We start from the raw sequence: 25400 nt of genomic DNA, 5'->3' as shown, positions 1-25400 counted from the left end.
CGAGCCATCGATCGGACGGTCCTTGATCTGATGCCGCGAGGTGTCAAAGTTATAGGGTCAAGTGACTAAGTGCATGTGGTGGATGCCTTGGCGATCACAGGCGATGAAGGACGTGGTAGCCTGCGAAAAGCTTCGGGGAGCTGGCAAACAAGCTTTGATCCGGAGATGTCCGAATGGGGAAACCCACCCGCAAGGGTATCGGCAGCTGAATACATAGGCTGTCGAGGCGAACCGGGCGAACTGAAACATCTCAGTAGCTCGAGGAAAAGAAATCAACCGAGATTCCGAAAGTAGTGGCGAGCGAAATCGGAAGAGCCTGCACGATTTAGCCATCGACATATCAGAACGGTCTGGAAAGTCCGGCCATAGTGGGTGATAGCCCCGTATGAGAAATGTTGGTGGTGGAACTAGGCGTGCGACAAGTAGGGCGGGACACGTGGAATCCTGTCTGAAGATGGGGGGACCATCCTCCAAGGCTAAATACTCGTGATCGACCGATAGTGAACCAGTACCGTGAGGGAAAGGCGAAAAGAACCCCGGGAGGGGAGTGAAATAGATCCTGAAACCGCATGCATACAAAAAGTCGGAGCCCGCAAGGGTGACGGCGTACCTTTTGTATAATGGGTCAGCGACTTACATTCAGTGGCGAGCTTAACCGAGTAGGGGAGGCGTAGGGAAACCGAGTCCGAACAGGGCGTTCAGTCGCTGGGTGTAGACCCGAAACCAGGTGATCTATCCATGGCCAGGATGAAGGTACCGTAACAGGTGCTGGAGGTCCGAACCGACTGGTGTTGCAAAACTAGCGGATGAGCTGTGGATAGGGGTGAAAGGCTAAACAAACCTGGAAATAGCTGGTTCTCTCCGAAAACTATTTAGGTAGTGCCTCAAGTATTACCGTCGGGGGTAGAGCACTGTTATGGCTAGGGGGTCATGGCGACTTACCAAACCATTGCAAACTCCGAATACCGATGAGTAGAGCTTGGGAGACAGAGCACCGGGTGCTAACGTCCGGACTCGAGAGGGAAACAACCCAGACCGCCAGCTAAGGTCCCTAAAATTGGCTAAGTGGGAAACGAAGTGGGAAGGCTAAAACAGTCAGGATGTTGGCTTAGAAGCAGCCATCATTTAAAGAAAGCGTAATAGCTCACTGATCGAGTCGTCCTGCGCGGAAGATGTAACGGGGCTAAGCCAGTTACCGAAGCTGCGGGTGCACGAGCAATCGTGCGCGGTAGGAGAGCGTTCCGTAAGCCTGTGAAGGTGTCTCGTAAGGGATGCTGGAGGTATCGGAAGTGCGAATGCTGACATGAGTAGCGTTAAAGGGGGTGAAAAGCCCCCTCGCCGTAAGCGCAAGGTTTCCTACGCAACGTTCATCGGCGTAGGGTGAGTCGGCCCCTAAGGCGAGGCAGAGATGCGTAGCTGATGGGAAACAGGTCAATATTCCTGTACCGATCTATAGTGCGATGTGGGGACGGAGAAGGTTAGCTCAGCCGGGTGTTGGATGTCCCGGTTCAAGCCTGTAGTCGTGCCTGGTAGGCAAATCCGCCGGGCTTAGATGAGGGGTGATAACGAGGCTGCTTGCAGCCGAAGTGAGTGATACCCTGCTTCCAGGAAAAGCCACTAAGCTTCAGCTATAGACGACCGTACCGCAAACCGACACTGGTGCGCGTGATGAGTATTCTCAGGCGCTTGAGAGAACTCTGGAGAAGGAACTCGGCAAATTGACACCGTAACTTCGGAAGAAGGTGTGCCCCGAGTAGGTGAAGTCGTACAGATGGAGCCGGAAGGGGTCGCAGAGAATCGGTGGCTGCGACTGTTTAATAAAAACACAGCACTCTGCAAAGACGAAAGTCGACGTATAGGGTGTGACGCCTGCCCGGTGCCGGAAGGTTAAGTGATGGGGTGCAAGCTCTTGATCGAAGCCCCGGTAAACGGCGGCCGTAACTATAACGGTCCTAAGGTAGCGAAATTCCTTGTCGGGTAAGTTCCGACCTGCACGAATGGCGTAACGATGGCCACACTGTCTCCTCCAGAGACTCAGCGAAGTTGAAATGTTTGTGATGATGCAATCTCCCCGCGGAAAGACGGAAAGACCCCATGAACCTTTACTGCAGCTTTACATTGGACTTTGAACAGATCTGTGTAGGATAGGTGGGAGGCTTTGAAGTGCGGACGCCAGTTCGCATGGAGCCGACGTTGAAATACCACCCTGGTGTGTTTGAGGTTCTAACCTTGGCCCGTGATCCGGGTTGGGGACAGTGTATGGTAGGCAGTTTGACTGGGGCGGTCTCCTCCCAAAGCGTAACGGAGGAGTTCGAAGGTACGCTAGGCACGGTCGGAAATCGTGCTGATAGTGCATAGGCAAAAGCGTGCTTGACTGCGAGACTGACAAGTCGAGCAGGTACGAAAGTAGGACTAAGTGATCCGGTGGTTCTGTATGGAAGGGCCATCGCTCAACGGATAAAAGGTACTCTGGGGATAACAGGCTGATACCGCCCAAGAGTTCATATCGACGGCGGTGTTTGGCACCTCGATGTCGGCTCATCTCATCCTGGGGCTGTAGCCGGTCCCAAGGGTATGGCTGTTCGCCATTTAAAGAGGTACGTGAGCTGGGTTTAAAACGTCGTGAGACAGTTTGGTCCCTATCTTCCGTGGGCGCTGCAAGATTGAGGGAGCCTGCTCCTAGTACGAGAGGACCGGAGTGGACGCACCTCTGGTGTACCGGTTGTCACGCCAGTGGCATTGCCGGGTAGCTAAGTGCGGAAGAGATAACCGCTGAAAGCATCTAAGCGGGAAACTCGTCCCAAGATGAGTCTTGCCGGGGCCTTGAGCCCCCTGAAGGGTCGTTCGAGACCAGGACGTTGATAGGCTGGGTGTGGAAGCGCAGTAATGCGTTAAGCTAACCAGTACTAATTGCCCGTGCGGCTTGACCCTATAACTTTGAGGACCTTGGCATCAAGGCTCAAAGGACCAGAAAGAGTAAGCAATGTATGCCGCGGTGGTGCGAAACTGCACCGCCTCTGGCGACGCAATCAAGACAGCTGATACAGACTCTGCGAATTGGCTGCGCTGGCCCGAAAACCAGCGTGGCGACCGGTTATGCCTGATGACCATAGCGAGGTGGTCCCACTCCTTCCCATCCCGAACAGGACAGTGAAACGCCTCAGCGCCGATGATAGTGCGGATTCCCGTGTGAAAGTAGGACATCGTCAGGCAGTTATTCCCCCGAAACCCCCTCACTCCCAGCGAGTGCAGGGGGTTTAGGCTTTTACACGACCCCAAAAAAACACCGCCCCAGCCTCCCGCCGGGGAACCGCAGGTACGACAGCAAGCCCGCGCGCATGGGCCGGGGAAACGCAGTGCTGCCGAGGCCGATGCAGCGGCGTTGGGCTTCGTCTTCAGCGGTTGAAGACCACGCCGTCGCGCACCTCGACGGCGCCGGCGCGCTCCAGCTCGTCCACCACCCGTTGCGACCAGGCGCCGTAGTCGGCGTCGGCAAAGTAACGCTCGTGGATGCGGCGGAAGTAGGGCGTGTGCGCCAGCCAGTCGAGCAGCTCGGGCAGTCGCTGCTGCTGCACCTCCAGCAGGTGGAACTTGGCGAGCACCTTGCCGGCGTACCAGCCATGGCGGTCCGGGGCAGCCTCGTAGCCGTCCAGGCGGCGGTACGCCCGCTCGAGCGCGGCGTCCGCGTCCGTGAAGGGCGCCCCGTGACCGGGAATCACCAGCACGGGCTTCAGCGTCGCGATCAGGTCCAGCGTGGCGCGCACCTCGGCGAATGCCGGGCGGTTCTCGATCTCGGGGAACACGACGCCGAATCCGTGTTCCCACAGCGCGTCGGCGGAGATCAGGATGCGTTCGTCAGGTGCGAACAGCACGACCGAATGCGGGTCGTGGCCGGGGGCGGCCAGGACCTGCCAGGTGCGCTCCCCCACCCGGACGAGGTCGCCCGGGTGCAGGATCTGGTCGACGCGAAAGCGCTCGCAGCGCTGCCCGGTGGGACGGTAGCTGAGGCGCGACTCGTCCCAGGCCCGTGCCGCGTCGGCTTCGCCGGGCGGGATGACCACCGGCGCCCCGAGCTCTCGCTGCAGCAGCGCGTTGCCCCCGCAGTGGTCGGAGTGCAGGTGGGTGTTGAGGATGCGCCCGAGCGGCCGGCCGGCCAGGGCATGGCGTACCAGGGCCAGCGTCTGCGGGCCGTGGGTGACGTAGCCGGTGTCGACCAGGATCGCGGGCTCGTCGTCCGCGCCGGTCAGCAGCACGTTGTTGGACGACAGCCAGCCGCGTTCGAAGACGGTGATGCCCGAAGGCAGTGCGGCGCTCATCGGGATGATCCTTTGACGGGCACCGGCAGGCCGTGCCGCATCGACTGCAGCGCGACGGTGGCCTGCGCGAAGGCGCGATGGAGCTCGGCATTGCCACCGTTGAACAGGATGCGACGGCCGGCGTGGGAGACCAGCAGGAGGCGCGGCGGGATCAGCCAAGTCAGGAAGGGCAGCCCGAGGAAGCGGGCGGCCTTCACTTCGTCCCAGCGCATCTGCTTGCGCCAGGCCCAGTTCTGGCTGATGCCTTCCTCGGTGAGCACCGTGCGGCCGGTGAAGAAGTACCAGTAGCCGACCAGCAGCACGAGGACGCAGCCGATCATCAGCAGCTGCATGCCGAGCGAGAGGCTGGCATAGCCGGCGCGCACCGGGGGCTGCGCCATCGCGAGCGCGACCCAGCCGAGGAAGGCGCCGGCCAGCAGGCGGATGGTCCAGCCGAACGACGGGCCGGAGACCGGCAGGTTCAGGCCCTGCTGCGCGAACGCGGCCTGCAGCGAGGCCGCATTGGAAGCATCGGAGACAGCCATGCCGGCATTGTCTCAGTTGCTGCTGCTCCTCAGCTCGCGCCGCAGGATCTTGCCGACGTTGCTCTTGGGCAGCTCGTCGCGGAACTCGATGTACTTCGGACGCTTGTAGCCGGTGAAGTTGTCGCGGCAATAGGCCATCAGGTCGTCCTCGGTGAGCGTCGGGTCCTTCTTGACGACGAACAGCTTGACCGCTTCGCCCGACTTGGCATCCGGCACGCCGATGGCCGCGCACTCGAGCACGCCGGGATGGAGGTTGACGACCTGCTCGATCTCGTTCGGGTAGACGTTGAAGCCCGACACCAGGATCATGTCCTTCTTGCGGTCCACGATCTTGATGTAGCCGCGCTCGTCCATGATGCCCACGTCGCCGGAGCGGAAGAAGCCGTCGGACGTCATGACCTTGGCGGTCTCGTCCGGGCGGTTCCAGTAGCCGGCCATCACCTGCGGGCCGCGGATGCAGATCTCGCCGGGTTCGCCGATCGGCACGTCGTTGCCGTCGTCGTCGCGGATCGCGACCTCGGTCGACGGGAAGGGCAGGCCGATGGTGCCGGTGAACTCGTTGAGGTCGAGGCGGTTGCTGGTGACCACCGGCGAGGTCTCGCTCAGCCCGTAGCCCTCGACCACCGGGCAGCCGGTGATCTTGAGCCATTTCTCGGCCGTGGCCTGCTGCACGGCCATGCCGCCGCCGTTGCTGACCACCAGCTCGGAGAAATCCAGCCGCGCGAAGTCGGGGTCGTTGGCCAGCGCGTTGAACAGCGTGTTGACCGCCGGGAACATGTTGACGCGGTGCTTCTGCAGCGTCTTCACGAAGCCCGGGATGTCGCGCGGGTTGGGGATCAGCAGGTTCATCATGCCCAGCCGCGCGCCCATCATGTAGCAGACCGTCAGCGCGAAGATGTGGTACAGCGGCAGCGCGCAGACCACGGTGAGCTGCTTGTCGCCGATGCGGTCGAGCACCGGCTTGAACCAGGCCTCGGTCTGGATGATGTTGGCGACCACGTTGCGGTGCAGCAGCGTCGCGCCCTTCGAGACCCCGGTCGTGCCGCCGGTGTACTGCAGGAAGGCCACGTCGTCCGGGCCGAGCTGCGGGCGGTTCAGGTGCAGGCGGCTGCCTTCGGCGATCACGTCGTTGAAGCGCGTCACCGTGCGGCCGTTGCCGACCGGTAGCTTGTACTCGGGCACCATCTTGCGCACGTGGCGCACGACGAAGTTGACCAGGCCGCCCTTCCAGAAGCCGAGCAGGTCGCCCATCGCGGCCAGCACCACGTGCCTGACCGCGGTGTGTTCGATCACTTCTTCCAGCGTGGCGGCGAAGTTCTCCAGGATGATGATGGCCTCGGCGCCGGAGTCCTTCAGCTGGTGCTCCAGCTCGCGCGCGGTGTACAGCGGGTTGACGTTGACCACCACGTAGCCCGCGCGCAGGATCGCGGCGATCGCGATCGGGTACGGCAGCACGTTGGGCATCATGATGGCCACGCGTGCGCCGCGCTGCAGGCCTTGCTTCTGCAGCCACGCCCCCAGGGCCGAGGACATCTCCTCGATCTGGCGGAACGTGATGGGGACATCCATGCACATCGCCGCGTTGCGCGACGCGTACTTGCGGAAGGATTCCTCGAGCAGGTCGGACAGCGAGTCGTACTGCCGCCAGTCGATCTCCGCGGGCACGTTCGGGGGGTAATGTTTCAACCAGGGCTTGGACGAGTACACACCGTCTCCGTGCATAGGCGTAGGGTTCAGCATGCGGACATTGTTCGCATCGAACGAGCGTTCGCCTACGGTAGTTGCACTAACGGGAAGACCCCTTCGATTGACGCACTGTGTCGCCCGGGGGACAGCGCATCCCGCGCGGCGCGGTTCCAGCGACGCGGTGGGCGCGCCTCGCGCACCGCGGTGACCGGACGCAACGGGCGCAAAAACTGCCACACTGGATCCCATGCAACGCAGGACCTTGCTTCGTCTGGGCATCGGCTCGGCCGTGCTGCTCGCATTGGCCGGCGGCGGGGCGCAGCTGCTGCGCCCCGGCCTGCAGCAGGGGCGCCTCGGCGCACCGGCGCGCGAGGTGCTGCACGCGGTGGCGCGCGCGGTGCTCGACGGCAGCCTGCCGGAAGACGCCGCCATGCGCGAGGCCGCGTTGCAGGCCCAGGTCGACCGCGTCGAGGCGCTGATCATGGGGTTGCCGGCCGCGACGCAGCGCGAGCTGTCGCAGCTGCTCGGCCTGCTGGGCACGGCCGCTGGCCGCATGGCGCTGGCCGGCCTGACTGCGCCCTGGACGCAGGCGAGCGTGGCGCAGCTGCAGCAGGCGCTCGAAGCGCTGCGCCAGTCGAAGCTGTCGCTGCGCCGGCAGGCCTACCATGGGCTGCGTGACCTGACCAATGCCGCCTTCTACGCGGTGCCCGGGCATTGGGCCCTGATGGGGTACCCGGGGCCCACGGAACCTTGACGCGATGAGCCGATTCCCCGATCCGATCCGTGCAGGACTGGCCCGCGGCTGGCGCGTGCTGGGCGGGGCCCATGCGCCGCTGCCCGAGCGGCTCGAGTGCGACGTGGTCGTGGTCGGCTCGGGGGCCGGCGGGGGCATCACGGCCGAGCTGCTGGTGCAGGCCGGGCTGGACGTGGTGATCGTCGAGGAGGGGCCGCTGAAGAGCAGCAGCGACTTCCGCCAGCTCGAAAGCGAGGCCTATCCCCAGCTTTACCAGGAAAGCGCGGCACGCAAGACGGCCGACAAGGCGATCACGATCCTGCAGGGACGCTGCGTCGGCGGCTCCACCACGGTCAACTGGACCAGCTCGTTCCGCACGCCGGACGAGACCCTGGCCTGGTGGCAGCAGCACTACGGCCTGCGCGAGCTGACGCCGCAGGCCATGCAGCCGTGGTTCGAGCAGGTCGAGCGGCGCCTGAAGATCGGTCCGTGGGAGGCCCCGCCCAACGAGAACAACGAGGTGCTGCGGCGCGGCGGCGAACGGCTGGGCATCCCGGTGGCGGCCATCCCGCGCAACGTGCACGGCTGCTGGAACCTGGGGGCGTGCGGCATGGGCTGCCCGACCAACGCCAAGCAGTCGATGCTGGTGACCACGCTGCCGGCCGTGCTGGACGGCGGGGCGCGGCTGCTGGTCGAAACCCGCGCGCTGCGCTTCGAGCATGCGCGCGGGCGCATCGAGGCGCTATGGTGCCAGCCGGTGCGCGCCAACGGCGATCCGGCGCCGGGGGCGCTGACGCGCATCGTCGCGCGCCACTACGTGGTGGCTGCCGGCGCGATCAACTCGCCGGCGCTGCTGCTGCGCTCGGAGCTGCCCGATCCGCACGGGCGGCTGGGAGTGCGCACCTGCCTGCACCCGGTGGTGATCTCGGCCGCGACCTTCGGCCACGAGGTGGCAGGCTGGCAGGGCGCGCCGCAGACGCTGTACAGCGACCATTTCCTCGACACCCAGCCGGTCGACGGGCCGATGGGCTACAAGCTGGAGGTGCCGCCGCTGCACCCGGTGATCTTCGCCTCGACGCTGGCCGGCTACGGGCGCGACCAGGCGCGCCTGCTGGCGGGCTTCCCGCGCACCCATGCGATGCTGGCGCTGTTGCGCGACGGCTTCCATCCCGAATCGCCGGGCGGGCAGGTGCGGCTGCGCCGCGACGGCTCGCCCGAGCTCGACTATCCGCTCAGCCCTTACGTGATGGACGGCGCGCGGCGTGCGCTGCTGTCGATGGCCGAGCTCCAGTTCGCCGCCGGTGCCCGCACCGTGGTGCCGGTGCACGAACAGGCGCGACCCTACGCCTCGTGGCGCGAGGCGCGCGAGGCGATCGCGGCGCTGCCGATGGAACCCTTGCACCTGCGCGTGGTGAGCGCGCACGTGATGGGCGGTTGCGGCATGGCCGGCGACGAGCGGCTCGGCGTGGTGCGGCCCGACGGACGCCACTGGCAGGTCGGGAACCTCAGCGTGCACGACGGCTCGATCTTTCCCACCAGCATCGGCGCGAACCCGCAGCTGTCGATCTACGGGCTCGCCAACCGCCTGGCCACCCGGCTGGCGAAGAACCTCGCCGGCCGCGACGTCGTGCTGGGCGGGGCGTCGTCCTGAAAGCGACCATGAGACTGGCGCGCCTTCAGCAACTGCTCACCCTCGTGCTGCTGGCCACGGCCCTCGGCTGGGCCGGCTGGATGGCGTCGGCCGGGCGGCCGGTGCTGGCCGTCGTGTGTGCGCTGCTGGTGCTGGGCTTTCACGCGCTGGTGCTGGGGCTGGAGATGGCGGTCGCGGCCCGGGTCAACCGTGACGACCCGGCCCCTGCGGCCAGCGGCCTGCAGCGGCTGCGCGCCTGGTGGGGCGAGGTGCTCACCGCACCGGTGGTGTTCTGCTGGCGGCAGCCGTTCTTTCCCGACGCCGTGCCGGACGATCCCGGCGCGCCGGGGCGGCGCGGCGTGGTGCTGGTGCACGGATTCATCTGCAACCGGGGGCTGTGGACGCCGTGGCTGCGTCGCCTGCGGGCGCGGGGCATCCCGTTCGTCGCGGTGAACCTGGAGCCGGTGTTCGGCAGCATCGACCGCTACGCCGCGGTCATCGAGCAGGCGGTGCGCCAGCTGGAGCAGCACACGGGATGCGCACCGGTGCTGGTCGGCCACAGCATGGGCGGGCTGGCGATCCGCGCCTGGATGCGCGACTTCGACGGCGACCGCCGCGTGCATCGGGTCCTCACGATCGGCACGCCGCACCGCGGCACGGTGCTGGCGCGCAACGCACGCACGACCAATGCGCGGCAGATGCGCCGGGACAGCGCGTGGCTCCAGCAGCTGGCGAGCCAGGAGCCCGCACAGCGCTACCGGCGTTTCACCTGCTTCTACGGGCACTGCGACAACGTCGTGTTCCCTGCCTCGACGGCAACGCTGCCCGGCGCGGACAACCGGCACGTGAGCGCCACGGCCCACGTGCGGATGGCGTTTCACCGCGAGGTGGTCAACGAGGTGCTGGCGTGGCTGGAGGCGCCGGCGTCGTCGTGCGAGAGCGACATGGCCGGGGCCACGCCGCCGACGCGATAGGCCAGCCACATCGCCGCCGCGCCCCACAGCAGCGGCTGCGGCACGCCGCCGCGCAGCGCCTGAACGAGCAGCGCGAGGGCATGCAGGGCGAGCACCACATGCCAGTCGCGCGGGCCGGTCCAGCGCCCGGGCAGTTGCACGGCTCCGGCAGCGAGCAGCAGCAGCGGCAGGCTCTGCAACAGCAGCTGGCCGCGCAGGTCACCCTGGCCGTCGACGAGCTGGCCGACCAGCCAGTGGGCGGCCGAGGCCGCCGCGAGCATGAAGCCGGCGAGCAGCGTCACGCGCGCCCAGCGTTCGCGCACCCGTTCGGCAAGCAGCGCCGCACTCAGTGCCGCCCACATCCAGCCGGTGCACAGGTGGACGGCGACCTGCACCGCGACCCCGTGCTGCCAGTGGTGGATGGCGAGCATCAGGCCCGTGAGCACCACCGTCACGAAGAACATCGACCAGGCGGGCGCCGGCGCGCGCCGCACGCCCCACCAACCCGTGACGCACATCACGAACGCACCGAGCAGCGTGGACAGGGCCGTGAACCGTGGCGCATGGGGAACAGGTCGCGGCACGACGGGGCCCCAGGCCAGCAGCCCGATGCACAGGGCCAGGATCATCGACGCCAGCAAGGCCAGGACGCACCGGTGGTGCAGGTGGGGCGTCATGACGCTCCTCCTTCGCGGCATCCCGTGCCGTGGCGCGGGAAGAACAACTGCATCGCCATGGATGCAGTTTCGGCGCGCGAAGGGCCCGGGACAATCGCCCCGATGGGGGGCGCCGTCCCGGTGCAGCGAGGATCAGGCGGTCGCGGGCGGGATGCGCGTCTCGTCGGGCAGCACGGTGCCGGCCTCGATCGGCGGCTGCGCGCGCACCGCGGCGTAGATCGGCGCGAAGTCCGGTGCGGTCGCGTCGAACAGCTGCTGGAACGAGTCGATCACGAAGTAGGTGGCCTGGTAGGTGTCGATCTTGTAGCGCGTGCGCATGATGCGCTCGACGCCGAACGGCACGCGGCTGGGCTGCGGCGAACGCACGCTGTAGCGCAGCTCGCCGGCCGACGAGAGGATGCCCGCGCCGTAGGCGCGCACGCCCTGCGGGGTGCGGATCAGGCCGAACTCCACCGTGTACCAGTACAGGCGCGCGAGCAGCTCGCAGGCGTCGAGCCGGCTGGCCTTCAGGCCGCCCTCGCCGTAGGCCTGCATGTAGTCCGCGAACACCGGGTTGAACAGCAGCGGCACATGGCCGAACAGGTCGTGGAACACGTCCGGCTCGACGACGTAGTCGAACTCCTCGGGCCTGCGGATCCAGTGCGTGACCGGGAAGCGCCGTTCGGCGAGCAGCTTGAAGAAGGCCTCCTCGGGGATCAGCCCGGGCACGGCGACCACTTCCCAGCGGGTGCGGCGGTACAGCCGCTCGCTCAGCTCGTCGAAGCGCGGGATGCGGTCGTGCGCGCCGAGCTGCTGCACCGCCTCGATGAACTCCTCGCAGGCCAGCTCGGGCAGCTGGGCCGCCTGGCGCTCGTACAGGCGGCGGTACAGGTCGTGGTCCTGCTCGGTGTAGGCGGCCCAGTCCTGGTCGCAGGTGTAGTCCGGGCGCGCCGCGGCGTAGTTGCCCCGCGGCGGCCGGTCACCCTGGCCGTAGGTCACGGGAGGCACGCCGAGGTTGATACCGCTGTGGTGATCGATGCCTGGGGTCTGCATGGCGTGCTCCTCCTCGTGGATCAGGTGTGCTGGGGTTCGACCTTCAGGACCCCGCGGCGCATCTGGTCGAGTTCCATGGTCTCGAACAGCGCCTTGAAGTTGCCTTCGCCGAAGCCTTCGTTGCCCTTGCGCTGGATGAACTCGAAGAAGATCGGGCCCAGCTGGTTCTCGCTGAAGATCTGCAGCAGCAGCTCGCCCGGGCGGCCGTCGACCAGGATGTTGCGCTGCTGCAGCGCGGCGATGTCCTCGTCGAGATCGGGGATGCGCTTGGGCAGCAGCTCGTAGTAGGTCGCGCTGGTGGTGAGCAGGCGGATGCCGTTCATCTGCAGCGCGTCGACCGTGTCGTAGATGTTGCTCGAGCCCAGCGCGATGTGCTGGATGCCCTCGCCGTGGTACATGTCCAGGTACTCCTGGATCTGGCCGGGCTTGTCGTTGCCTTCCTCGTTGATCGGGATGCGGATCTTCCCGCAGGGGCTGGTCATCGCCTTGCTCTTGACGCCGGTGGCCTGGCCCTCGAGGTCGAAGTAGCGGATCTCGCGGAAGTTGAAGATGCGCTCGTAGAACTCGGCCCACTCCTGCATGCGGCCACGGTAGACGTTGTGCGTCAGGTGGTCGATGTAGGTCAGGCCGTGGCCCACCGGGTGCAGCTCGGCGCCGGGCAGCGGCTCGAAGTCCACGTCATAGAAGCCGATGTTGCCGATGTCGCCGTCCTTGGCGCCGTTCTTGCCGCGCCACTTGTCGACGAAATAGATCAGCGAGTCGCCGATGCCCTTGATGGCCGGGATGTTCAGCTCGCCCGGGCCGGCCTGGTTGGCGTAGCCCCAGGCGCCCAGCGAGATCGCGCGCTCGTAGGCGGCCTTGGCGTCCTGCACGCGGAAGGCGATCGCGCAGATGCTGGGGCCGTGCAGGCGGGCGAAGCGCTGCGCGAAGGAATCGGGCTCGGCGTTGAGGATGAAGTTGATCTCGCCCTGGCGGTAGAGCGTGACGTCCTTGTGGCGGTGCTTCGCGATGGCCTTGAAGCCCATGCGCTCGAACAGCTGGCCCATGGCCACCGGGTCCGGAGCGGCGTACTCGATGAACTCGAAGCCGTCGGTGCCCATCGGGTTGTCCCAGGGAGTGAAAGTCATGGCCGTCTCCTGCGGGTCGGGTGGTTTGAGTTGGATCAAAGCGCACTGTAGGTGGCGCTTCCCGCAGTTTTCCTGCAATTTGCCTTCCCACGCGGGACATGACGCAAAAATGGTGCAAGAATGGCGCCATGACGACACCATTGGAGCTTGATGCGATCGACCGGCGCATACTTCGAGCGCTGCAGGTCGACGGCCGCATGACCTATGACCAGCTTGCCGGTCAGGTCAACCTGTCGCCCTCGGCGACCTTGCGCCGCGTCAAGCGGCTGGAGGAGCAGGGCGCGATTGCCGGCTACGTGGCCGTGGTGCCGCCCGAGCGCGTGGGCCTGGGGCTGACCGCCTACATCAACGTGCGGCTGGAAAAGCACACCGAGACGCACAAGCGCAACCCGATGGACCTGTTCCGCGCCGCGGTGCAGACTTGGCCGGAGGTGGTCGAGTGCGCCGCGCTGACCGGCGAGATGGACTACCTGCTGCGCGTGGTCGTGGAAGACATGGCGCACTACTCGCGCTTCATCATGGACACGCTGCTCAAGCACCCCAGCGTGCAGGACTGCAAGACCAGCTTCGTGCTGGACCGGGTCAAGAACACCACCGTGGTGCCGGTCTGAGCGCGGCCGCGCTCATTCCTCGTCGCGCATGCGGAACTGGGAGGCCAGCTGCTGCTGCACCCCCGGTGGCGCCACGTCGTAGTGGGAGAACGCCAGGGTGTAGCGCCCCTGGCCGCCGGTCATCGCGTTCAGGCGGGTCTGGTAGCTGGCGAGCTCGGCCAGCGGCGCCTGCGCCAGCACGGTCATGCTGCCGTCGCCGCTGGCGTGCGTGCCGTTGACCTGGCCGCGCCGGGCCGCCAGGTCGCCGGTGATGTCGCCCACGTGGGCTTCGGGGGCGCTCACCTCGAGCGTGACGACGGGTTCCAGCACGATGGGCCGGGCCTTCAGCGCGGCGTCGACGAAGGCCTTGCGGCCGGCGGTCACGAAGGCGACCTCCTTGGAGTCCACCGGGTGGTGCTTGCCGTCGTGGACGATCACCCGCAGGTCCTGCATCGGGTAGCCGGCCACGACGCCGGCCTCCATTGCCTGGCGCACGCCTTTCTCGACCGCCGGGATGAACTGCGAGGGGATCGCACCGCCCTTGACCTGGTCGACGAACTCGAAGCCCGCGCCGCGCGGCAGCGGCTCGACGCGCAGGAACACCTCGCCGAACTGGCCCGCGCCGCCGGTCTGCTTCTTGTGGCGGTGGTGGCCTTCGGCCGGCTGGGTGATGGACTCGCGGTAGGCGATGCGCGGCGGGCGGGTCCGGACCTCGCACCTGTGCACCTCGGTCAGCCGTTCCAGCAGCACGCGCAGGTGCAGCTCGCCCAGGCCGTAGACGACGGTCTCGTTGGTCGAGGCCACGTGCTCGATGCGCAGGCACGGGTCTTCCTCGACCAGCTTCTGCAGCAGGTCCCACAGGCGCTGCTCGTCGCCGCGGCGGACCGGCTCGATCGCGATGCCGTGCACGGGGATGGGGAAGTCCAGCGGCTGCAGGTGGATGCGGCTGTCCTCGGCGGCGTCGTGCAGCACGGCGTCGAAGTGGATCTCGTCGACCTTGGCCACCGCGCAGATCTCGCCCGGGCCGGCGCGCGGGATCTCGACATGCTCCTTGCCCTGCAGCATGAACAGGTGGCCGACCTTGAACGGCTTGCGCCCGTCGCCGACGTAGAGCAGGCTGTCGCGCGTGACTGTGCCCTGGTGGATGCGGAACACGCCCATCTTGCCGACGTAGGGGTCGATCGCGACCTTGAACACGTGCGCCAGCACGTGCCGGTCGGGGTCGGGGCGGGCCTCGACCGGGTGCGCCTGCGCGCCTTCGCCCTGCAGGAACCGCGGCGGGTTGCCTTCGGCCGGGTTCGGCATCAGCTGCACCAGCACGTCCAGCAGCTCCGCCAGCCCCGCGCCGTGGCGCGCCGAGGTGAAGCAGATCGGGATCAGGTGGCCCTCGCGCAGCGCCTGTTCCAGCGGCGCGTGCAGCTCGGACGGGTCCACGTCGCCGTCCTCGAGGTAGCGCTCGACGAATGCGGCGTCGACCTCGACCACCTGTTCGACCAGCGCGCGGTGGGCCTGCTCCACAGACGAAAAATCCGCCTCGCCGGACGGATGGAAGAAGCAGTCGACCACCGCGGTCCCGCCGCGGGCGGGAAGGTTCAGCGGCAGGCACTCCTTGCCGAAGGCCTCCTGCAGGCGCTCCACCAGCGCAGGCAGGTCGACCCGTTCGGCGTCGATCCTGTTGACGACGAGCAGCCGGCACAGCCCGCGCCGGGCTGCCCAGTCCATCATGCGGCGCGTCATCGGCTCGATGCCGGCGACCGCGTTGACGACCACCGCGGCGGTCTCCACCGCTTCCAGCGCGGTCATGGACTGGCCGAGGAAGTCCGGCGAGCCGGGGGTGTCGATCAGGTGGATGCGCGTGTCGCGGTGGTGCAGGTGCATCACCGAGGCATTCAGCGAGTGCTGGAACTTGCGCTCCAGCGGGTCGAAGTCGCTGACGGTCGTGCCGCGTTCCAGGCTGCCGGGGGCGCCGATCGTCCCGGCGCGGTGCAGCAGCGCCTCGGCCAGGCTGGTCTTGCCGCTGGCGGCCGCACCGACCAGCGCCAGCGTGCGTAGCGACGCGGTCCCGAGGAAGGGGATCGAAGGCATGGGCGCTCTCCTGGGGCGATCCCCCGGCAGCCTAAGGGATGGGGACGGCTGCCAGCGGAAAAGATTCGGTCGCGACAGGGCTTTGTCGCGGCATGCGGCTTGCCGCCACGGGGACATGCACCGGGATCGCATCGCCTCGTCCGTGCTGCGTTCGGTCGGCTACGACCCGCGCCGCCGGCGGCTGGAAGTGGAGTTCGCCAGCGGGCGCTGCTACCAGTACCTGGACGTGCGGCCCGAGGCGTACGAGGCGCTCAGGGCGGCCTCTTCGCCCGGGCGCCACTACAACGCCTGCATCCGCGACCGCTACGAGGCCGTGGACGTGCCGCCCGTGGGGGCACGTGCCGGACGGGGCCTCAATCCTCCAGGGTGAAGCCGGCCTTGAGCGTGACCTGCCAGTGCGCGACCTTGCCCTCGGCCACGTGGCCGCGGATCTCGGTCACCTCGAACCACTGGATGTTGCGCACCGTCTGCGCCGCCTTGGCGATGGCGCGCTGGATGGCGTCGTCCGTGCCGACGGTGGACGAGCCGGTCAGCTCGATGTGCTTGTAGACATGGTGGCTCATGGGCGTGCTCCTTCCTGAGGGGGGGAGCAGCCAGCATAGTTTTCCCGCCGCGCGCCCCGCGCAAAGGCCCCTGGGCCGGCCGGGGCACGGCGGGGACAGGGCTCACTGGAACGCGACCTCGGCGAAGCTGCGCAGCTTGCGGCTGTGCAGCTGCTCGAGGCGCTGCTGGCGCAGGATCTCGATCGCGCGCATGCCGATGCGCAGGTGCTGGTCGACGCGCTCGCGGTAGAACTGGTTGGCCATGCCCGGCAGCTTGATCTCGCCGTGCAGCGGCTTGTCGCTCACGCACAGCAGCGTGCCGTAGGGCACGCGGAAGCGGAAGCCGTTGGCCGCGATGGTGGCCGATTCCATGTCCAGCGCGATCGCGCGGCTCTGGCTGAAGCGGCGCTCGGGACCGGGGTGGGGCAGCAGCTCCCAGTTGCGGTTGTCGACCGAGGCCACCGTGCCGGTGCGCATGATGCGCTTGAGCTCGTAGCCTTCCAGCCGGGTGACGTCGGCCACCGCGCGCTCCAGGGCCACCTGCACTTCCGCCAGCGGCGGGATCGGCACCCACAGCGGCAGGTCCTCGTCGAGCACGTGGTCCTCGCGCACGTAGCCGTGCGCCAGCACGTAGTCGCCCAGCTGCTGGGTGGTGCGCAGCCCGGCACAGTGGCCCAGCATGATCCAGGCATGCGGGCGCAGCACCGCGATGTGGTCGGTGATGGTCTTGGCGTTGCTCGGCCCCACGCCGATGTTGACCATCGTGATGCCGCTGCGGTCCGGCCGCACCAGGTGGTAGGCCGGCATCTGCGGCAGGCGCGGCGGCGCCTCGCCTTCGGGGCAGCCCTGGCGCCGCGTGACCACGTTGCCGGGCTCGACGAACGCGACGTAGCCGTCGTCGGGACCGTCGGCGGGCGGGCGCTGCATCAGCTCGCGGCCCAGGCGCACGAACTCGTCGACGTAGAACTGGTAGTTCGTGAACAGCACGAAGTTCTGGAAGTGTTCCGGGGCGGTGCCGGTGTAGTGGCGCAGGCGGTGCAGCGAGTAGTCGACGCGCGGGGCGGTGAACAGCGCCAGCGGCAGCGGCTGGCCGGGGCCTGGCTCGTAGGTGCCGTTGGCGATGCCGTCGTCCATCGCGGCCAGGTCGGGCAGGTCGAACAGGTCGCGCAGCCGCAGCCGGCGCTCGGGCGGCAGGCTGCCTTCGAGGTGGTCGTCCTCGGCGAACGCGAAGTGCAGCGGGATGGGCTGTGCGCTGACGCCCACTTCCAGCGGCACGCCGTGGTTCCTCAGCAGCAGCTCGAACTGGCGGCGGTAGTAGTTGCCGAACAGCTCGGGCCGCGTCAGCGTCGTCTCGTAGGTGCCAGGGCCGGCGACGAAGCCGTAGGCCAGGCGCGAGTCGGCGCGCGCCACCGTGTCGGTGTGCACCCGCACGAACGGATAGCAGGCGCGCACGTGCCCGGTCAGCGGCTCGCCGGCCACGAAGCGGCGCAGCGCATCGCGGATGTGGGCGATGCCGTGCTCGTAGATCTCGGCGACCCGCTGCAGTGCGGCCTCGGGGTCGTCGTGGCGCTGGGTCGGAAAGCTCTGGGCTGACATGGTCCTCCTGCAGGCAGGTGTTTGCGGCATTGTGGCCTGATCGCCAGCGCACGCCGGGCGCAGGGGATCGGCGTGGGGGCATGCGCTGCCCGGGCGCCGGGGCCGGCGCGGCCGCTGACACATCCTGAAAATTTCCCGGCGGCTGCGCCCGGGACCGCGGCGCCTGGTGGCCGCAGCGCGGCGGGACATCCCGCCCATGTGCCGCCGGGTTGCAGGGACGTTGATGCAAACGGGCGCGCATCGTGCTAGCTTGCGGCATACGCGTGGAGTGCCCGAGCAAAGCCGCGCTCGATCCCCGCCACCTGGCCCGGACCGACCGAAGTGCTTGCCTGGACCCTGCCCGTGGTGGTGTGGCCCGGGGCCTGCAGCAGGCCCCTGACGGAGCGGCGCGCATGAAGAAGGTTGCGCTCTACAGCAGTGCTGATCCGACCCGCCGGCCGGGGAACCCCCAGGGTTCGCCCGCGTCGCTGCAGGCCGGAGCACCTGCGTCCGGCCCCGCCGAGGCGCCAGCGCGCCCCGGGTGGCGGGCGCGGCTGCGCCAACGCGTCACCGCTGTTGCACGGCGTCACGAGAAGCTGCTGCTGGTGGCCGCGGGCGGCCTGTTCGGCCTGGCGTTGATGCTGGGCTACACCCTGGGGCTGCAGCCGCCGCCGCAGCGCCTGACCCAGGGCGACATCGACGCGGCCGTGCTGCACACGCTCAACAACAAGCTGCTGCCGTCCATGGCCGCCAAGGCCTACGAGGCGATCCGCCCCTCGGTGGTGCGCGTGCGCGGGCTGAGCGAGCCGGACGCCAAGGGCGAGCAGAAGGAACTGGGTGTGGGCACCGGCGTCGTGATCGTCGACGAGGGCATCATCCTGACGAACCTGCACGTGGTGCTCGGCGCCCCGCGCCTGCACGTGGTGTTCGACAACGGGCACGAGGCCGAGGCCGACCACATCGCCAGCCAGCCCGAGAACGACCTCGCGGTGATCCGCGCGCGCAGCGTGCCCGACGACCTGCGGCCGGCGACGCTGCGCTCGACCCGGGACCTCGCCGTGGGCGACCCGGTGGTGGCGGTGGGTTTTCCGTTCGGCATCGGGCCCACTGCAACCGCAGGCATCGTCTCGGGGCTCAAGCGCGAGTTCCGCTCGCCCGAGGGCGAGCGCCTGATGACCAACCTGATCCAGTTCGACGCGGCGGCCAACCCGGGCAGTTCGGGCGGGCCGCTGGTGACCGCCAACGGCGAAGTGGTCGGCATCGTCACCGCCATCCTCAACCCGACCTCGCAGCGCGTGTTCGTGGGCATCGGTTTTGCCGTGCCGATCGAGAACGCGGCCGCGGCGGTCGGCCTCCCCCCCTTCTGAGCGAGCCAGGACGCGCATGAACACACCTTCTCTTACCCAGTCGGCGGTCGCGGAACGCATGCAGCGCGTGTTCTACGAGGTCAAGCGCGTGGTGGTCGGGCAGGACCATTTCCTCGAACGGGTGCTGGTGGCGATGCTGGCGCAGGGACACCTGCTGGTCGAGGGCGTGCCAGGGCTGGCCAAGACGCTGACGGTCAAGACCCTGGCGCGCACGATCAACGGCAGCTTCAAGCGGGTGCAGTTCACGCCCGACCTGGTGCCGGCGGACCTGGTGGGCACGCGCATCTACAACCAGAAGACCGGCGAGTTCTCGACCTCGCTGGGTCCGGTGTTCACGCACCTGCTGCTGGCCGACGAGATCAACCGCGCGCCGGCCAAGGTGCAGAGCGCGCTGCTGGAGGTGATGCAGGAGTACCAGGTCACGATCGCCGGCGAGACGCACCGCGTGCCCACGCCGTTCCTGGTGATGGCGACGCAGAACCCGATCGAGACCGAGGGCACCTACCCGCTGCCGGAAGCGCAGGTGGACCGCTTCATGATGAAGGTGCTGATCGGCTACCCGAGCGAGGAGGAGGAGTTCGTCATCGTCGAGCGCGTCACCGGCGCGCCGGTGGAGGTGGCGCAGGTGGTCACGCCCGAGGAGCTGGCGGCGCTGCAGCAGCAGTGCCGCCAGGTCTACGTGGACCCGACGCTGATGCAGTACGCGGTGCGCCTCGTGGCCGCCACCCGCACGCCGGAGCGCTTCGGCCTCAAGGAGATGCGCCGCCACCTCAGCTACGGTGCCAGCCCGCGTGCCAGCATCCACCTGGTCGAGGGCGCGCGCGCGCTGGCCCTGCTGCGCGGGCGCGGCTACGTGCTGCCCGAGGACGTGAGCGACCTGGTGCCCGACGTGCTGCGCCATCGCCTGATCCTGTCCTACGAGGCGCTGGCCGAAAACCTCTCCCCCGACCTGCTGATCCAGCGCGTGATGGCCAAGGTGCCGCCGCCGCCCAAGCCCTTGCAGACCCATGCCACGGAAGCCGCTGCCGAATCCTGAGACGGCGCCGTCCGCGCCGCTGCCGGGCTGGGGCACCGCCGAGGCGGTGCTGCAACGGCTCGAATGGACCGTGCTGCGCCGGCTCGACGGGCTGCTGGAAGGCGACTACCGCAGCCTGTTCCGCGGCCTGGGGCTGGACCTGGCCGACCTGCGCCCGTACCAGTTCAACGACGACGTGCGCCACATCGACTGGAACGTCACCGCGCGGGTGCTGGAACCGCACGTGCGTCAGTTCCAGCAGGAGCGCGAGATCACCGCCTGGTTCCTGCTCGACCTGAGCGCGTCGATGGAGTTCGGCGCCTACGAGCGCAGCAAGCGCGACGTGCTGCTGACCTTCGTCGGCGCCTTCTCGCGCCTGCTGACCCGGCATGGCAACCGCGTCGGCGCGATCGTGGCCGACCAGGGCGTGGAAATGGTGCTGCCGGCGCGTGGCGGGCGGCAGCAGGTGCTGCAGCTGCTGCATCGCCTGATGCGGCGCGAGCCCTCGCGCGGCGGTACGCCGGCGGGGCGACGCGCCACCGACCTGGCCGCACTGCTGCGCCATGCGGCCGGCGTGATGCGCCGGCGTGCGATGGTGTTCCTGGTGTCGGACTTCATCTGCGAGCCGGGCTGGACCGAGCCGCTCGGCCAGCTGGCGCAGCGGCGCGACGTGCTGGCGGTGCGGCTGGTCGATCCGCTGGAGCGCGAGCTGCCCGACCTGGGGCTGATCCCGATGCAGGACGCCGAGACCGGCGAGCAGCTGTGGGTGGACACGCACGACCCGGCGTTCCGCCGGCGCTTTGCCGCCGTGGCCCGGCAGCGCGAGGCCGAGCTGCGCATCGCGTTCGGCGACGCCGGGGTCGACGCGCTGGAGCTGTCCACCGACGAAGACCTGACCGACGCGCTGCGCCGCTTCATCGCCTTGCGCAAGCTGCGCGCGCGGCTGGCCGCCGGCGGTGGCGTGCCGGCGCCGCGGACCGGGCAGGCGGATGTTTCTGCCGATGGAGGGCAAGATGTCGTTCCTGTGGCCTGAACTGCTGTGGCTGCTGCTGCTCCTGCCGCTGCTGGTGGCGCTGTACCTGTGGCTGCAGCGCCGTCGCCGCAAGATGGTGGTGCGCTATTCAGGGCTGGCGATGGTGCGCGAGGCGCTCGGCCACGGGGCGAGCTGGCGGCGCCACCTGCCGCCGGCGCTGATGCTGCTGGGCATCGGCGTGCTGCTGCTGGCCGTGGCCCGGCCCACCACCACCGTGATGCTGCCGTCGCAGCAGCGCCAGGTGATCCTGGCGATGGACGTCTCGGGCAGCATGCGCGCCGAGGACGTGGAGCCCAACCGCATGGCAGCCGCCCAGGCCGCGGCGCGGGACTTCATCAGCGCGCAGCCGCCATCCACGCGCATCGGCGTGGTGACCTTCGCCGGCACCGCGGCGCTGGTGCAGCCGCCCACGTACAACAAGGAAGACGTGCTGGCGGCGATCGAGCGCTTCAACTTCCAGCGCGCCACCGCGGTGGGCAGCGGCATCCTGGTGGCCTTGCAGGCCATCTTCCCCGACATCGACGTGGACCTGAGCGCGCTCGACCCGCGGCCGGGAGCGGCGACGCGACGCCACGGGCGGGCGCTCGGTTCGGGCGAGCCCCGGCCGGCCGCGCCGCCGGAGCCGGTGGAGCCGGGCTCGTACAAGTCGGCGGCGATCATCCTGCTGACCGACGGGCAGACCACCACCGGCCCGGACCCGATCGCCGCGGCGCGCATGGCGGCCGAGCGCGGGGTGCGCGTGTTCACGGTCGGCGTGGGCACCGACAACGGCGAGCTGCTGTTCGGCGACGGCTGGTCGATGCGCGTGAGCCTGGACGAGGAGGCGCTGCGCACCATCGCCGACCTGACCGGGGGCGAGTACTTCTACGCCGGTACCGCGCACGAGCTGAAGAAGATCTACGAGGGGCTCAACTCCAAGCTCACGCTGGAAAAGCGCGAGACCGAGATCACCGCGCTGCTGGCCGGCGCGGCGGCGGTGCTGATGCTGCTGGCCGCCGGGCTGTCGATGCTGTGGTTCAACCGGCTCGCCTGAGCCGGGCGGTGGTCAGCGCGGCGGCGGCACCTGCAGGCCCTGCGCGCGCAGCCACAGCCAGGTGAAGCCCTCGCGCAGCGCGGGGCGCTGGCTGACCAGGCGCGGCGTGACCGGAAGGTCCTGCCCGTCGCGGCGTTCGGCCAGCACGAAGGTGAAGGTGTAGTAGGGCTCCTGGCCCATGCGCAGGTCGGTCATGCGCAGTTCGTCGCCGTGCCGCTCGACCTTGTAGAAGCCGTGCGTGAACCAGGCCAGGCGCCGTGCATGCCAGGAGGCGGGCGCCAGCCGGTCGCGGTACAGCTCGTCGCCGCGTGCGAAGCGCTCGAACTGCATCTGCGGCTCGCGGTCGAGCAGCGAACGGAAGCCTTCCAGGTAGCCGTCCGGCGTGACCGCGACCACGCGCCACAGCACGGTGTTGAAGGCCGTCGGCGTGACCAGCAGGCGCGCGGCCTGCACGCCCTGCGCGTGCAGCGAGGCGCGCGCGATGCCGGCCACGTGCTGCTGTGCGACCACGCTCCAGCCCAGGTAGGCGGTGCTGAACGCCAGGCCCGCGAGGTTCCAGCGCAGCGCGCCGGGCCGCCGCGACCGCATCGCCACGACCAGGCCCGCCAGCAGCGGCACCGTGTACAGCGGGTCGATGATGAAGATGCTGCCCACGCCGTAGGGATGCTCGCTGAACGGCCGCAGCAGCTGCGTGCCGTACACCGTCATCAGGTCGAGCAGCGGGTGCGTGACCAGCGCCAGCCACACCGCCAGGCCCCAGCGCCGCCACTGCGCCTGCTCGCCGTGCAGGCGCGCGATGGCCGCGGCCAGGAGCGGCGTGGCCAGCGTCAGCCAGAACAGCGCGTGGCTGTCGCCGCGGTGCAGCGTCATGTTGCGCACCGGGTCGCCGTGGTCGATGAACGCGTCCAGGTCCGGCAGGGTGCCGCAGATGCCGCCCCACAGCGCGGCCTTCCAGGCCGCGGTGCGCCGGCCCATCACCGCGACGCTGACCGAGGCGCCGAGGGCAATCTGTGTCAACGAATCCATGGGCGGCGATTGTGGCGGCAGTCAAGCGCGCCCGGGCGCAAGGGCGTTCCAATGGGGTGTATCGTCCGGCTGCGTGCCATCGTCTGCCGGGAGGAGTTGCATCATGATCGTCGCCCTGTGGATCGTGTTTGCCGTGTCCGCCCTGCTGTGGACCGGCGGCACCGTGCTGCTGTCCGTGCTGACGCGCTGGCTGGCCCGCGCGGTGGCCTCGGGCGAGGTGGAAAGCTTCGGCCGCAGTGTCGCGCAGTGGCCGGTGCCGGACTGGGTGGCGGCCTGGATCGACCCGGCCGTCGTGCAGGCCGCGCAGCGCGGGGTGCTGTGGCTGGCCGAGACCAGCCGCAACTGGCTGCCTTGGGCCGGCACGGCGCTGGACTGGCTGGTGCCGCTGATCTGGGTGGTCTGGGCCCTGGGCCTGCTGGGCATGCTGCTGGTGGCCGCCGGCGTGCACCTGCTCGCGCGCCGGCTCGGCATGGCCGCGCCGCGCTGAGCGCGGGGCCGCGGCGTCAGCGCGCCGGGGTCTCGCAGGTCACGGCCCAGGCGCTGGCGCGCTCGGGGTCGACCGGGCGCACCTCCATGCTCAGCCCGCAGGCCAGGCAGGGGTTCTGGCACGCCAGCTCGACCGCCTCGTCCAGGCTCCCGGCGACGAAGAACCAGTAGCCGCCGACGATCTCCTTGGCCTCGGTGTAGGGGCCGTCGATCACGCCATGGCGGGTGACCAGCCGGGTGGCGGGCTGCAGCCGCTGGCCGGACTTCATCCGGCCCTGCGCGACCAGCCGATCGTGCCAGGCGTAGAACTCGTCGATGGCCTGCTGGATGCGCTCGGGGGGCAGCTGCGCGTCCCACTGGCCGCGCGAGAGGACCAGGAACTCCTGCGGTCGCTTGTCTTCGCTCATGGGGTCTCCTTGCCGGTGCCGGCCATTGTGCGCGCAGCCCCGGCCACGCGAAAGACCTGCTTGCGGCAGGTCAAAACCCTGCGATCCGCATCCCGCCACGATGGCGGGCTCGCAGTTTCCCGGCTCTTGACATGTCTCATCCCGCCGACGGCGCACCGTCGCCCATCGACCCCGATTTCGACGCCCTGCTGGCCCGCAGCGGCCTGGCCCCGCTGCGCCTGGGCGGGCGCGAGCTGCTGCCCATCGTGCAGGGCGGCATGGGCGTGGGCATCTCGGCGCACCGGCTGGCCGGCAGCGTCGCGGCGCTGGGCGGCATCGGCACGCTGTCCTCGGTAGACCTGCGTCGCCACCATCCCGACCTGATGGCGCGCACCACCGGGCTGGGCGCCGGCGAGGAGGCCAAGGCGGCGATCAACGCCGCCAACCTGGAAGCGCTGGAGCGCGAGGTGCGCGCCGCGCGCGAGCGCAGCGGCGGGCGCGGGCTGCTGGCGATGAACGTGATGCGCGCGGTCAGCGAGTACGCGGCCCACGTGCGCCGCGCGCTGCAGGCCGGCGTCGATGCGGTCGTGGTGGGCGCCGGGCTGCCGCTGGACCTGCCCGACCTGGCGCGCGAGCACCCGAAGGCGCTGCTGATCCCGATCCTGTCGGACGCGCGCGGCGTGCAGCTGGTGCTGCGCAAGTGGGAGCGCAAGCAGCGCCTGCCCGACGCGGTGGTGATCGAGCACCCGCGCTGGGCCGGCGGCCACCTGGGGGCGGCGCGCATCGAGGACCTGGCCGACCCGCGCTTCGACTTCGAGCGCGTGATCCCCGAGACGCGCGAGGTGCTGCGCCGTGCGGGCGTCGAGAAGGAGATCCCCGTCATCGCTGCGGGCGGCATCCGCAGCCATGCGGACATCCGCCGCCTGCAGGCACTGGGCGCGGCCGCGGTGCAGCTGGGCACGCCGTTCGCGGTCACCGAGGAAGCCGACGCGCATCCGGAGTTCAAGCGCGTGCTGGCCGAGGCGCGCGAGGAGGACGTGGTGGAGTTCACCAGCGTCGCCGGCCTGCCGGCGCGCGCGGTGGCCACGCCCTGGCTGAAGGCCTACCTGAAGATCGAGCGCAAGCTGCAGGCGGTGGCGCATGTGAAGGCACGCTGCACCAAGGCCTTCGACTGCCTCGCGCAATGCGGGCTGCGCGACGGCCTGCCCGGCTGGGGGCAGTTCTGCATCGACCACCAGCTGGCCGCCGCGTTGCGCGGCGACGTGAAGAAGGGCCTGTTCTTCCGCGGTGCCGGCGCGCTGCCGTTCGGCGCGCAGATCCGCAGCGTGCGCGAGCTGATGGCTCGGCTGCTGACCGCCGAGCCCGCAGCGCAGGGCGCGCCCGCCTGAGGACCGCCGCAGGCGGCCGGCGTGCGCCAGAACGCGGCACGCCTGCCGTGCTGCTGCCTGCCTGGGATGACGGCGCGCCACTTTCCCCGCCTGGCGCGGATCGCCGATGCCTTGCCGCTGCGCCCGGGCCTGCGGGTGCCGGAGAGGGGCTGCGGGCCCGGAAGCGGCGGCGCGGGCCGCCGAGCGGGCCACCGGG

Annotated in this window: 22 protein-coding genes and 2 rRNA genes; 13 read left to right on the top strand and 11 right to left on the bottom strand. The window is 68.9% G+C overall.

Annotated features, from left to right (window positions below):
- Positions 1-55: 55 nt before the first annotated feature.
- Together IS481_RS15340 and rrf are read left to right on the top strand one after the other, a co-directional pair.
- Positions 56-2931 (top strand): 23S ribosomal RNA (locus IS481_RS15340).
- A gap of 168 nt (positions 2932-3099) precedes the next feature.
- Positions 3100-3212 (top strand): 5S ribosomal RNA (gene rrf, locus IS481_RS15335).
- Positions 3213-3395: 183 nt separating this feature from the next.
- Here the strand turns inward: rrf and IS481_RS15330 are convergent.
- Genes IS481_RS15330 through IS481_RS15320 form a run of 3 tightly spaced genes read right to left on the bottom strand, consistent with a single transcriptional unit; the run spans position 3396 to position 6562 of the window.
- The gene (locus tag IS481_RS15330) at positions 3396-4316 is read right to left on the bottom strand and encodes an MBL fold metallo-hydrolase (RefSeq protein ID WP_104358097.1); all 921 of its coding nucleotides are present in this window, start codon (positions 4314-4316) and stop codon (positions 3396-3398) included.
- Complete coding sequence (locus IS481_RS15325; protein WP_104358096.1) at positions 4313-4840, bottom strand: hypothetical protein; 528 nt, start codon at positions 4838-4840, stop codon at positions 4313-4315. The genes IS481_RS15330 and IS481_RS15325 overlap by 4 nt, the downstream gene beginning before the upstream one ends.
- Before the next feature lie 12 nt (positions 4841-4852).
- A complete protein-coding gene (locus tag IS481_RS15320) occupies positions 4853-6562 on the bottom strand; it encodes a long-chain-fatty-acid--CoA ligase (RefSeq protein WP_104358095.1) in 1710 nt (569 codons plus the stop codon).
- 211 nt (positions 6563-6773) lie between these two features.
- Between IS481_RS15320 and IS481_RS15315 the strand changes: the two genes are divergently transcribed.
- The 3 genes from IS481_RS15315 to IS481_RS15305 are packed head-to-tail and all read left to right on the top strand — an operon-like array spanning position 6774 to position 9863.
- Entirely contained in the window at positions 6774-7280 is a 507-nt protein-coding gene (locus IS481_RS15315) for a hypothetical protein (protein ID WP_104358094.1), read from the top strand.
- A 4-nt stretch (positions 7281-7284) separates the two neighbouring features.
- Positions 7285-8910, top strand: a complete 1626-nt coding sequence (locus IS481_RS15310) for a GMC family oxidoreductase N-terminal domain-containing protein (protein WP_104358093.1) — start codon at positions 7285-7287, stop codon at positions 8908-8910.
- An 8-nt stretch (positions 8911-8918) separates the two neighbouring features.
- Entirely contained in the window at positions 8919-9863 is a 945-nt protein-coding gene (locus tag IS481_RS15305) for an esterase/lipase family protein (RefSeq protein WP_104358092.1), read from the top strand.
- Here the strand turns inward: IS481_RS15305 and IS481_RS15300 are convergent.
- The 3 genes from IS481_RS15300 to hppD form a co-directional block, all read right to left on the bottom strand.
- Positions 9767-10519: a hypothetical protein gene (locus IS481_RS15300; RefSeq protein WP_104358091.1), complete on the bottom strand. Its 753-nt coding sequence runs from the start codon at positions 10517-10519 to the stop codon at positions 9767-9769. The genes IS481_RS15305 and IS481_RS15300 overlap by 97 nt on opposite strands.
- A gap of 132 nt (positions 10520-10651) precedes the next feature.
- Positions 10652-11551, bottom strand: coding sequence for a phenylalanine 4-monooxygenase (gene phhA / locus IS481_RS15295; protein WP_104358090.1), 900 nt, complete (start codon positions 11549-11551; stop codon positions 10652-10654).
- 20 nt (positions 11552-11571) lie between these two features.
- A complete protein-coding gene (hppD, locus tag IS481_RS15290) occupies positions 11572-12678 on the bottom strand; it encodes a 4-hydroxyphenylpyruvate dioxygenase (protein WP_104358089.1) in 1107 nt (368 codons plus the stop codon).
- Positions 12679-12806: 128 nt separating this feature from the next.
- Between hppD and IS481_RS15285 the strand changes: the two genes are divergently transcribed.
- Positions 12807-13289 (top strand): Lrp/AsnC family transcriptional regulator, encoded by a 483-nt coding sequence (locus IS481_RS15285; protein WP_194963307.1) that lies wholly within the window; start codon positions 12807-12809, stop codon positions 13287-13289.
- 12 nt (positions 13290-13301) lie between these two features.
- On the opposite strand, the gene fusA is transcribed toward IS481_RS15285, so the two are convergent.
- Positions 13302-15353, bottom strand: coding sequence for an elongation factor G (gene fusA, locus IS481_RS15280; protein ID WP_104358087.1), 2052 nt, complete (start codon positions 15351-15353; stop codon positions 13302-13304).
- Between the two features lie 115 nt (positions 15354-15468).
- Between fusA and IS481_RS15275 the strand changes: the two genes are divergently transcribed.
- The gene (locus IS481_RS15275; protein ID WP_104358086.1) at positions 15469-15723 is read left to right on the top strand and encodes a KTSC domain-containing protein; all 255 of its coding nucleotides are present in this window, start codon (positions 15469-15471) and stop codon (positions 15721-15723) included.
- On the opposite strand, the gene IS481_RS15270 is transcribed toward IS481_RS15275, so the two are convergent.
- Both IS481_RS15270 and IS481_RS15265 read right to left on the bottom strand, forming a co-directional pair.
- Positions 15707-15916, bottom strand: coding sequence for a dodecin (locus IS481_RS15270; protein WP_104358085.1), 210 nt, complete (start codon positions 15914-15916; stop codon positions 15707-15709). The two genes, IS481_RS15275 and IS481_RS15270, sit on opposite strands and share 17 nt — an antisense overlap.
- A gap of 102 nt (positions 15917-16018) precedes the next feature.
- Positions 16019-17491 (bottom strand): AMP nucleosidase, encoded by a 1473-nt coding sequence (locus IS481_RS15265; protein ID WP_104358084.1) that lies wholly within the window; start codon positions 17489-17491, stop codon positions 16019-16021.
- Between the two features lie 392 nt (positions 17492-17883).
- On the opposite strand from IS481_RS15265, the gene IS481_RS15260 reads away from it, so the two are divergent.
- The 4 genes from IS481_RS15260 to IS481_RS15245 are packed head-to-tail and all read left to right on the top strand — an operon-like array spanning position 17884 to position 21918.
- A complete protein-coding gene (locus IS481_RS15260) occupies positions 17884-18837 on the top strand; it encodes a S1C family serine protease (protein ID WP_104358083.1) in 954 nt (317 codons plus the stop codon).
- Between the two features lie 16 nt (positions 18838-18853).
- Positions 18854-19873 (top strand): AAA family ATPase, encoded by a 1020-nt coding sequence (locus IS481_RS15255; RefSeq protein WP_104358082.1) that lies wholly within the window; start codon positions 18854-18856, stop codon positions 19871-19873.
- Positions 19845-20885, top strand: a complete 1041-nt coding sequence (locus IS481_RS15250; RefSeq protein ID WP_104358081.1) for a DUF58 domain-containing protein — start codon at positions 19845-19847, stop codon at positions 20883-20885. The genes IS481_RS15255 and IS481_RS15250 overlap by 29 nt, the downstream gene beginning before the upstream one ends.
- Positions 20866-21918 (top strand): VWA domain-containing protein, encoded by a 1053-nt coding sequence (locus tag IS481_RS15245; protein ID WP_104358102.1) that lies wholly within the window; start codon positions 20866-20868, stop codon positions 21916-21918. The genes IS481_RS15250 and IS481_RS15245 overlap by 20 nt, the downstream gene beginning before the upstream one ends.
- 12 nt (positions 21919-21930) lie before the next feature.
- On the opposite strand, the gene IS481_RS15240 is transcribed toward IS481_RS15245, so the two are convergent.
- On the bottom strand, positions 21931-22944 hold the full coding sequence (locus tag IS481_RS15240; RefSeq protein WP_104358080.1) for a metal-dependent hydrolase: 1014 nt from the start codon (positions 22942-22944) through the stop codon (positions 21931-21933).
- Between the two features lie 103 nt (positions 22945-23047).
- Here IS481_RS15240 and IS481_RS15235 point away from each other — a divergent pair, with 103 nt between their 5' ends.
- Positions 23048-23431 (top strand): hypothetical protein, encoded by a 384-nt coding sequence (locus tag IS481_RS15235; RefSeq protein ID WP_104358079.1) that lies wholly within the window; start codon positions 23048-23050, stop codon positions 23429-23431.
- 16 nt (positions 23432-23447) lie between these two features.
- Here the strand turns inward: IS481_RS15235 and IS481_RS15230 are convergent, their stop codons facing one another.
- Positions 23448-23837, bottom strand: coding sequence for a YciI family protein (locus IS481_RS15230; protein ID WP_104358078.1), 390 nt, complete (start codon positions 23835-23837; stop codon positions 23448-23450).
- 131 nt (positions 23838-23968) lie between these two features.
- On the opposite strand from IS481_RS15230, the gene IS481_RS15225 reads away from it, so the two are divergent.
- Positions 23969-25204, top strand: a complete 1236-nt coding sequence (locus IS481_RS15225) for an NAD(P)H-dependent flavin oxidoreductase (protein ID WP_104358077.1) — start codon at positions 23969-23971, stop codon at positions 25202-25204.
- Positions 25205-25400: the final 196 nt, after the last annotated feature.

Source organism: Caldimonas thermodepolymerans (assembly GCF_015476235.1).
Classification (GTDB): domain Bacteria; phylum Pseudomonadota; class Gammaproteobacteria; order Burkholderiales; family Burkholderiaceae_C; genus Caldimonas; species Caldimonas thermodepolymerans.
This window is presented reverse-complemented; position numbering and strand designations above follow the sequence as displayed.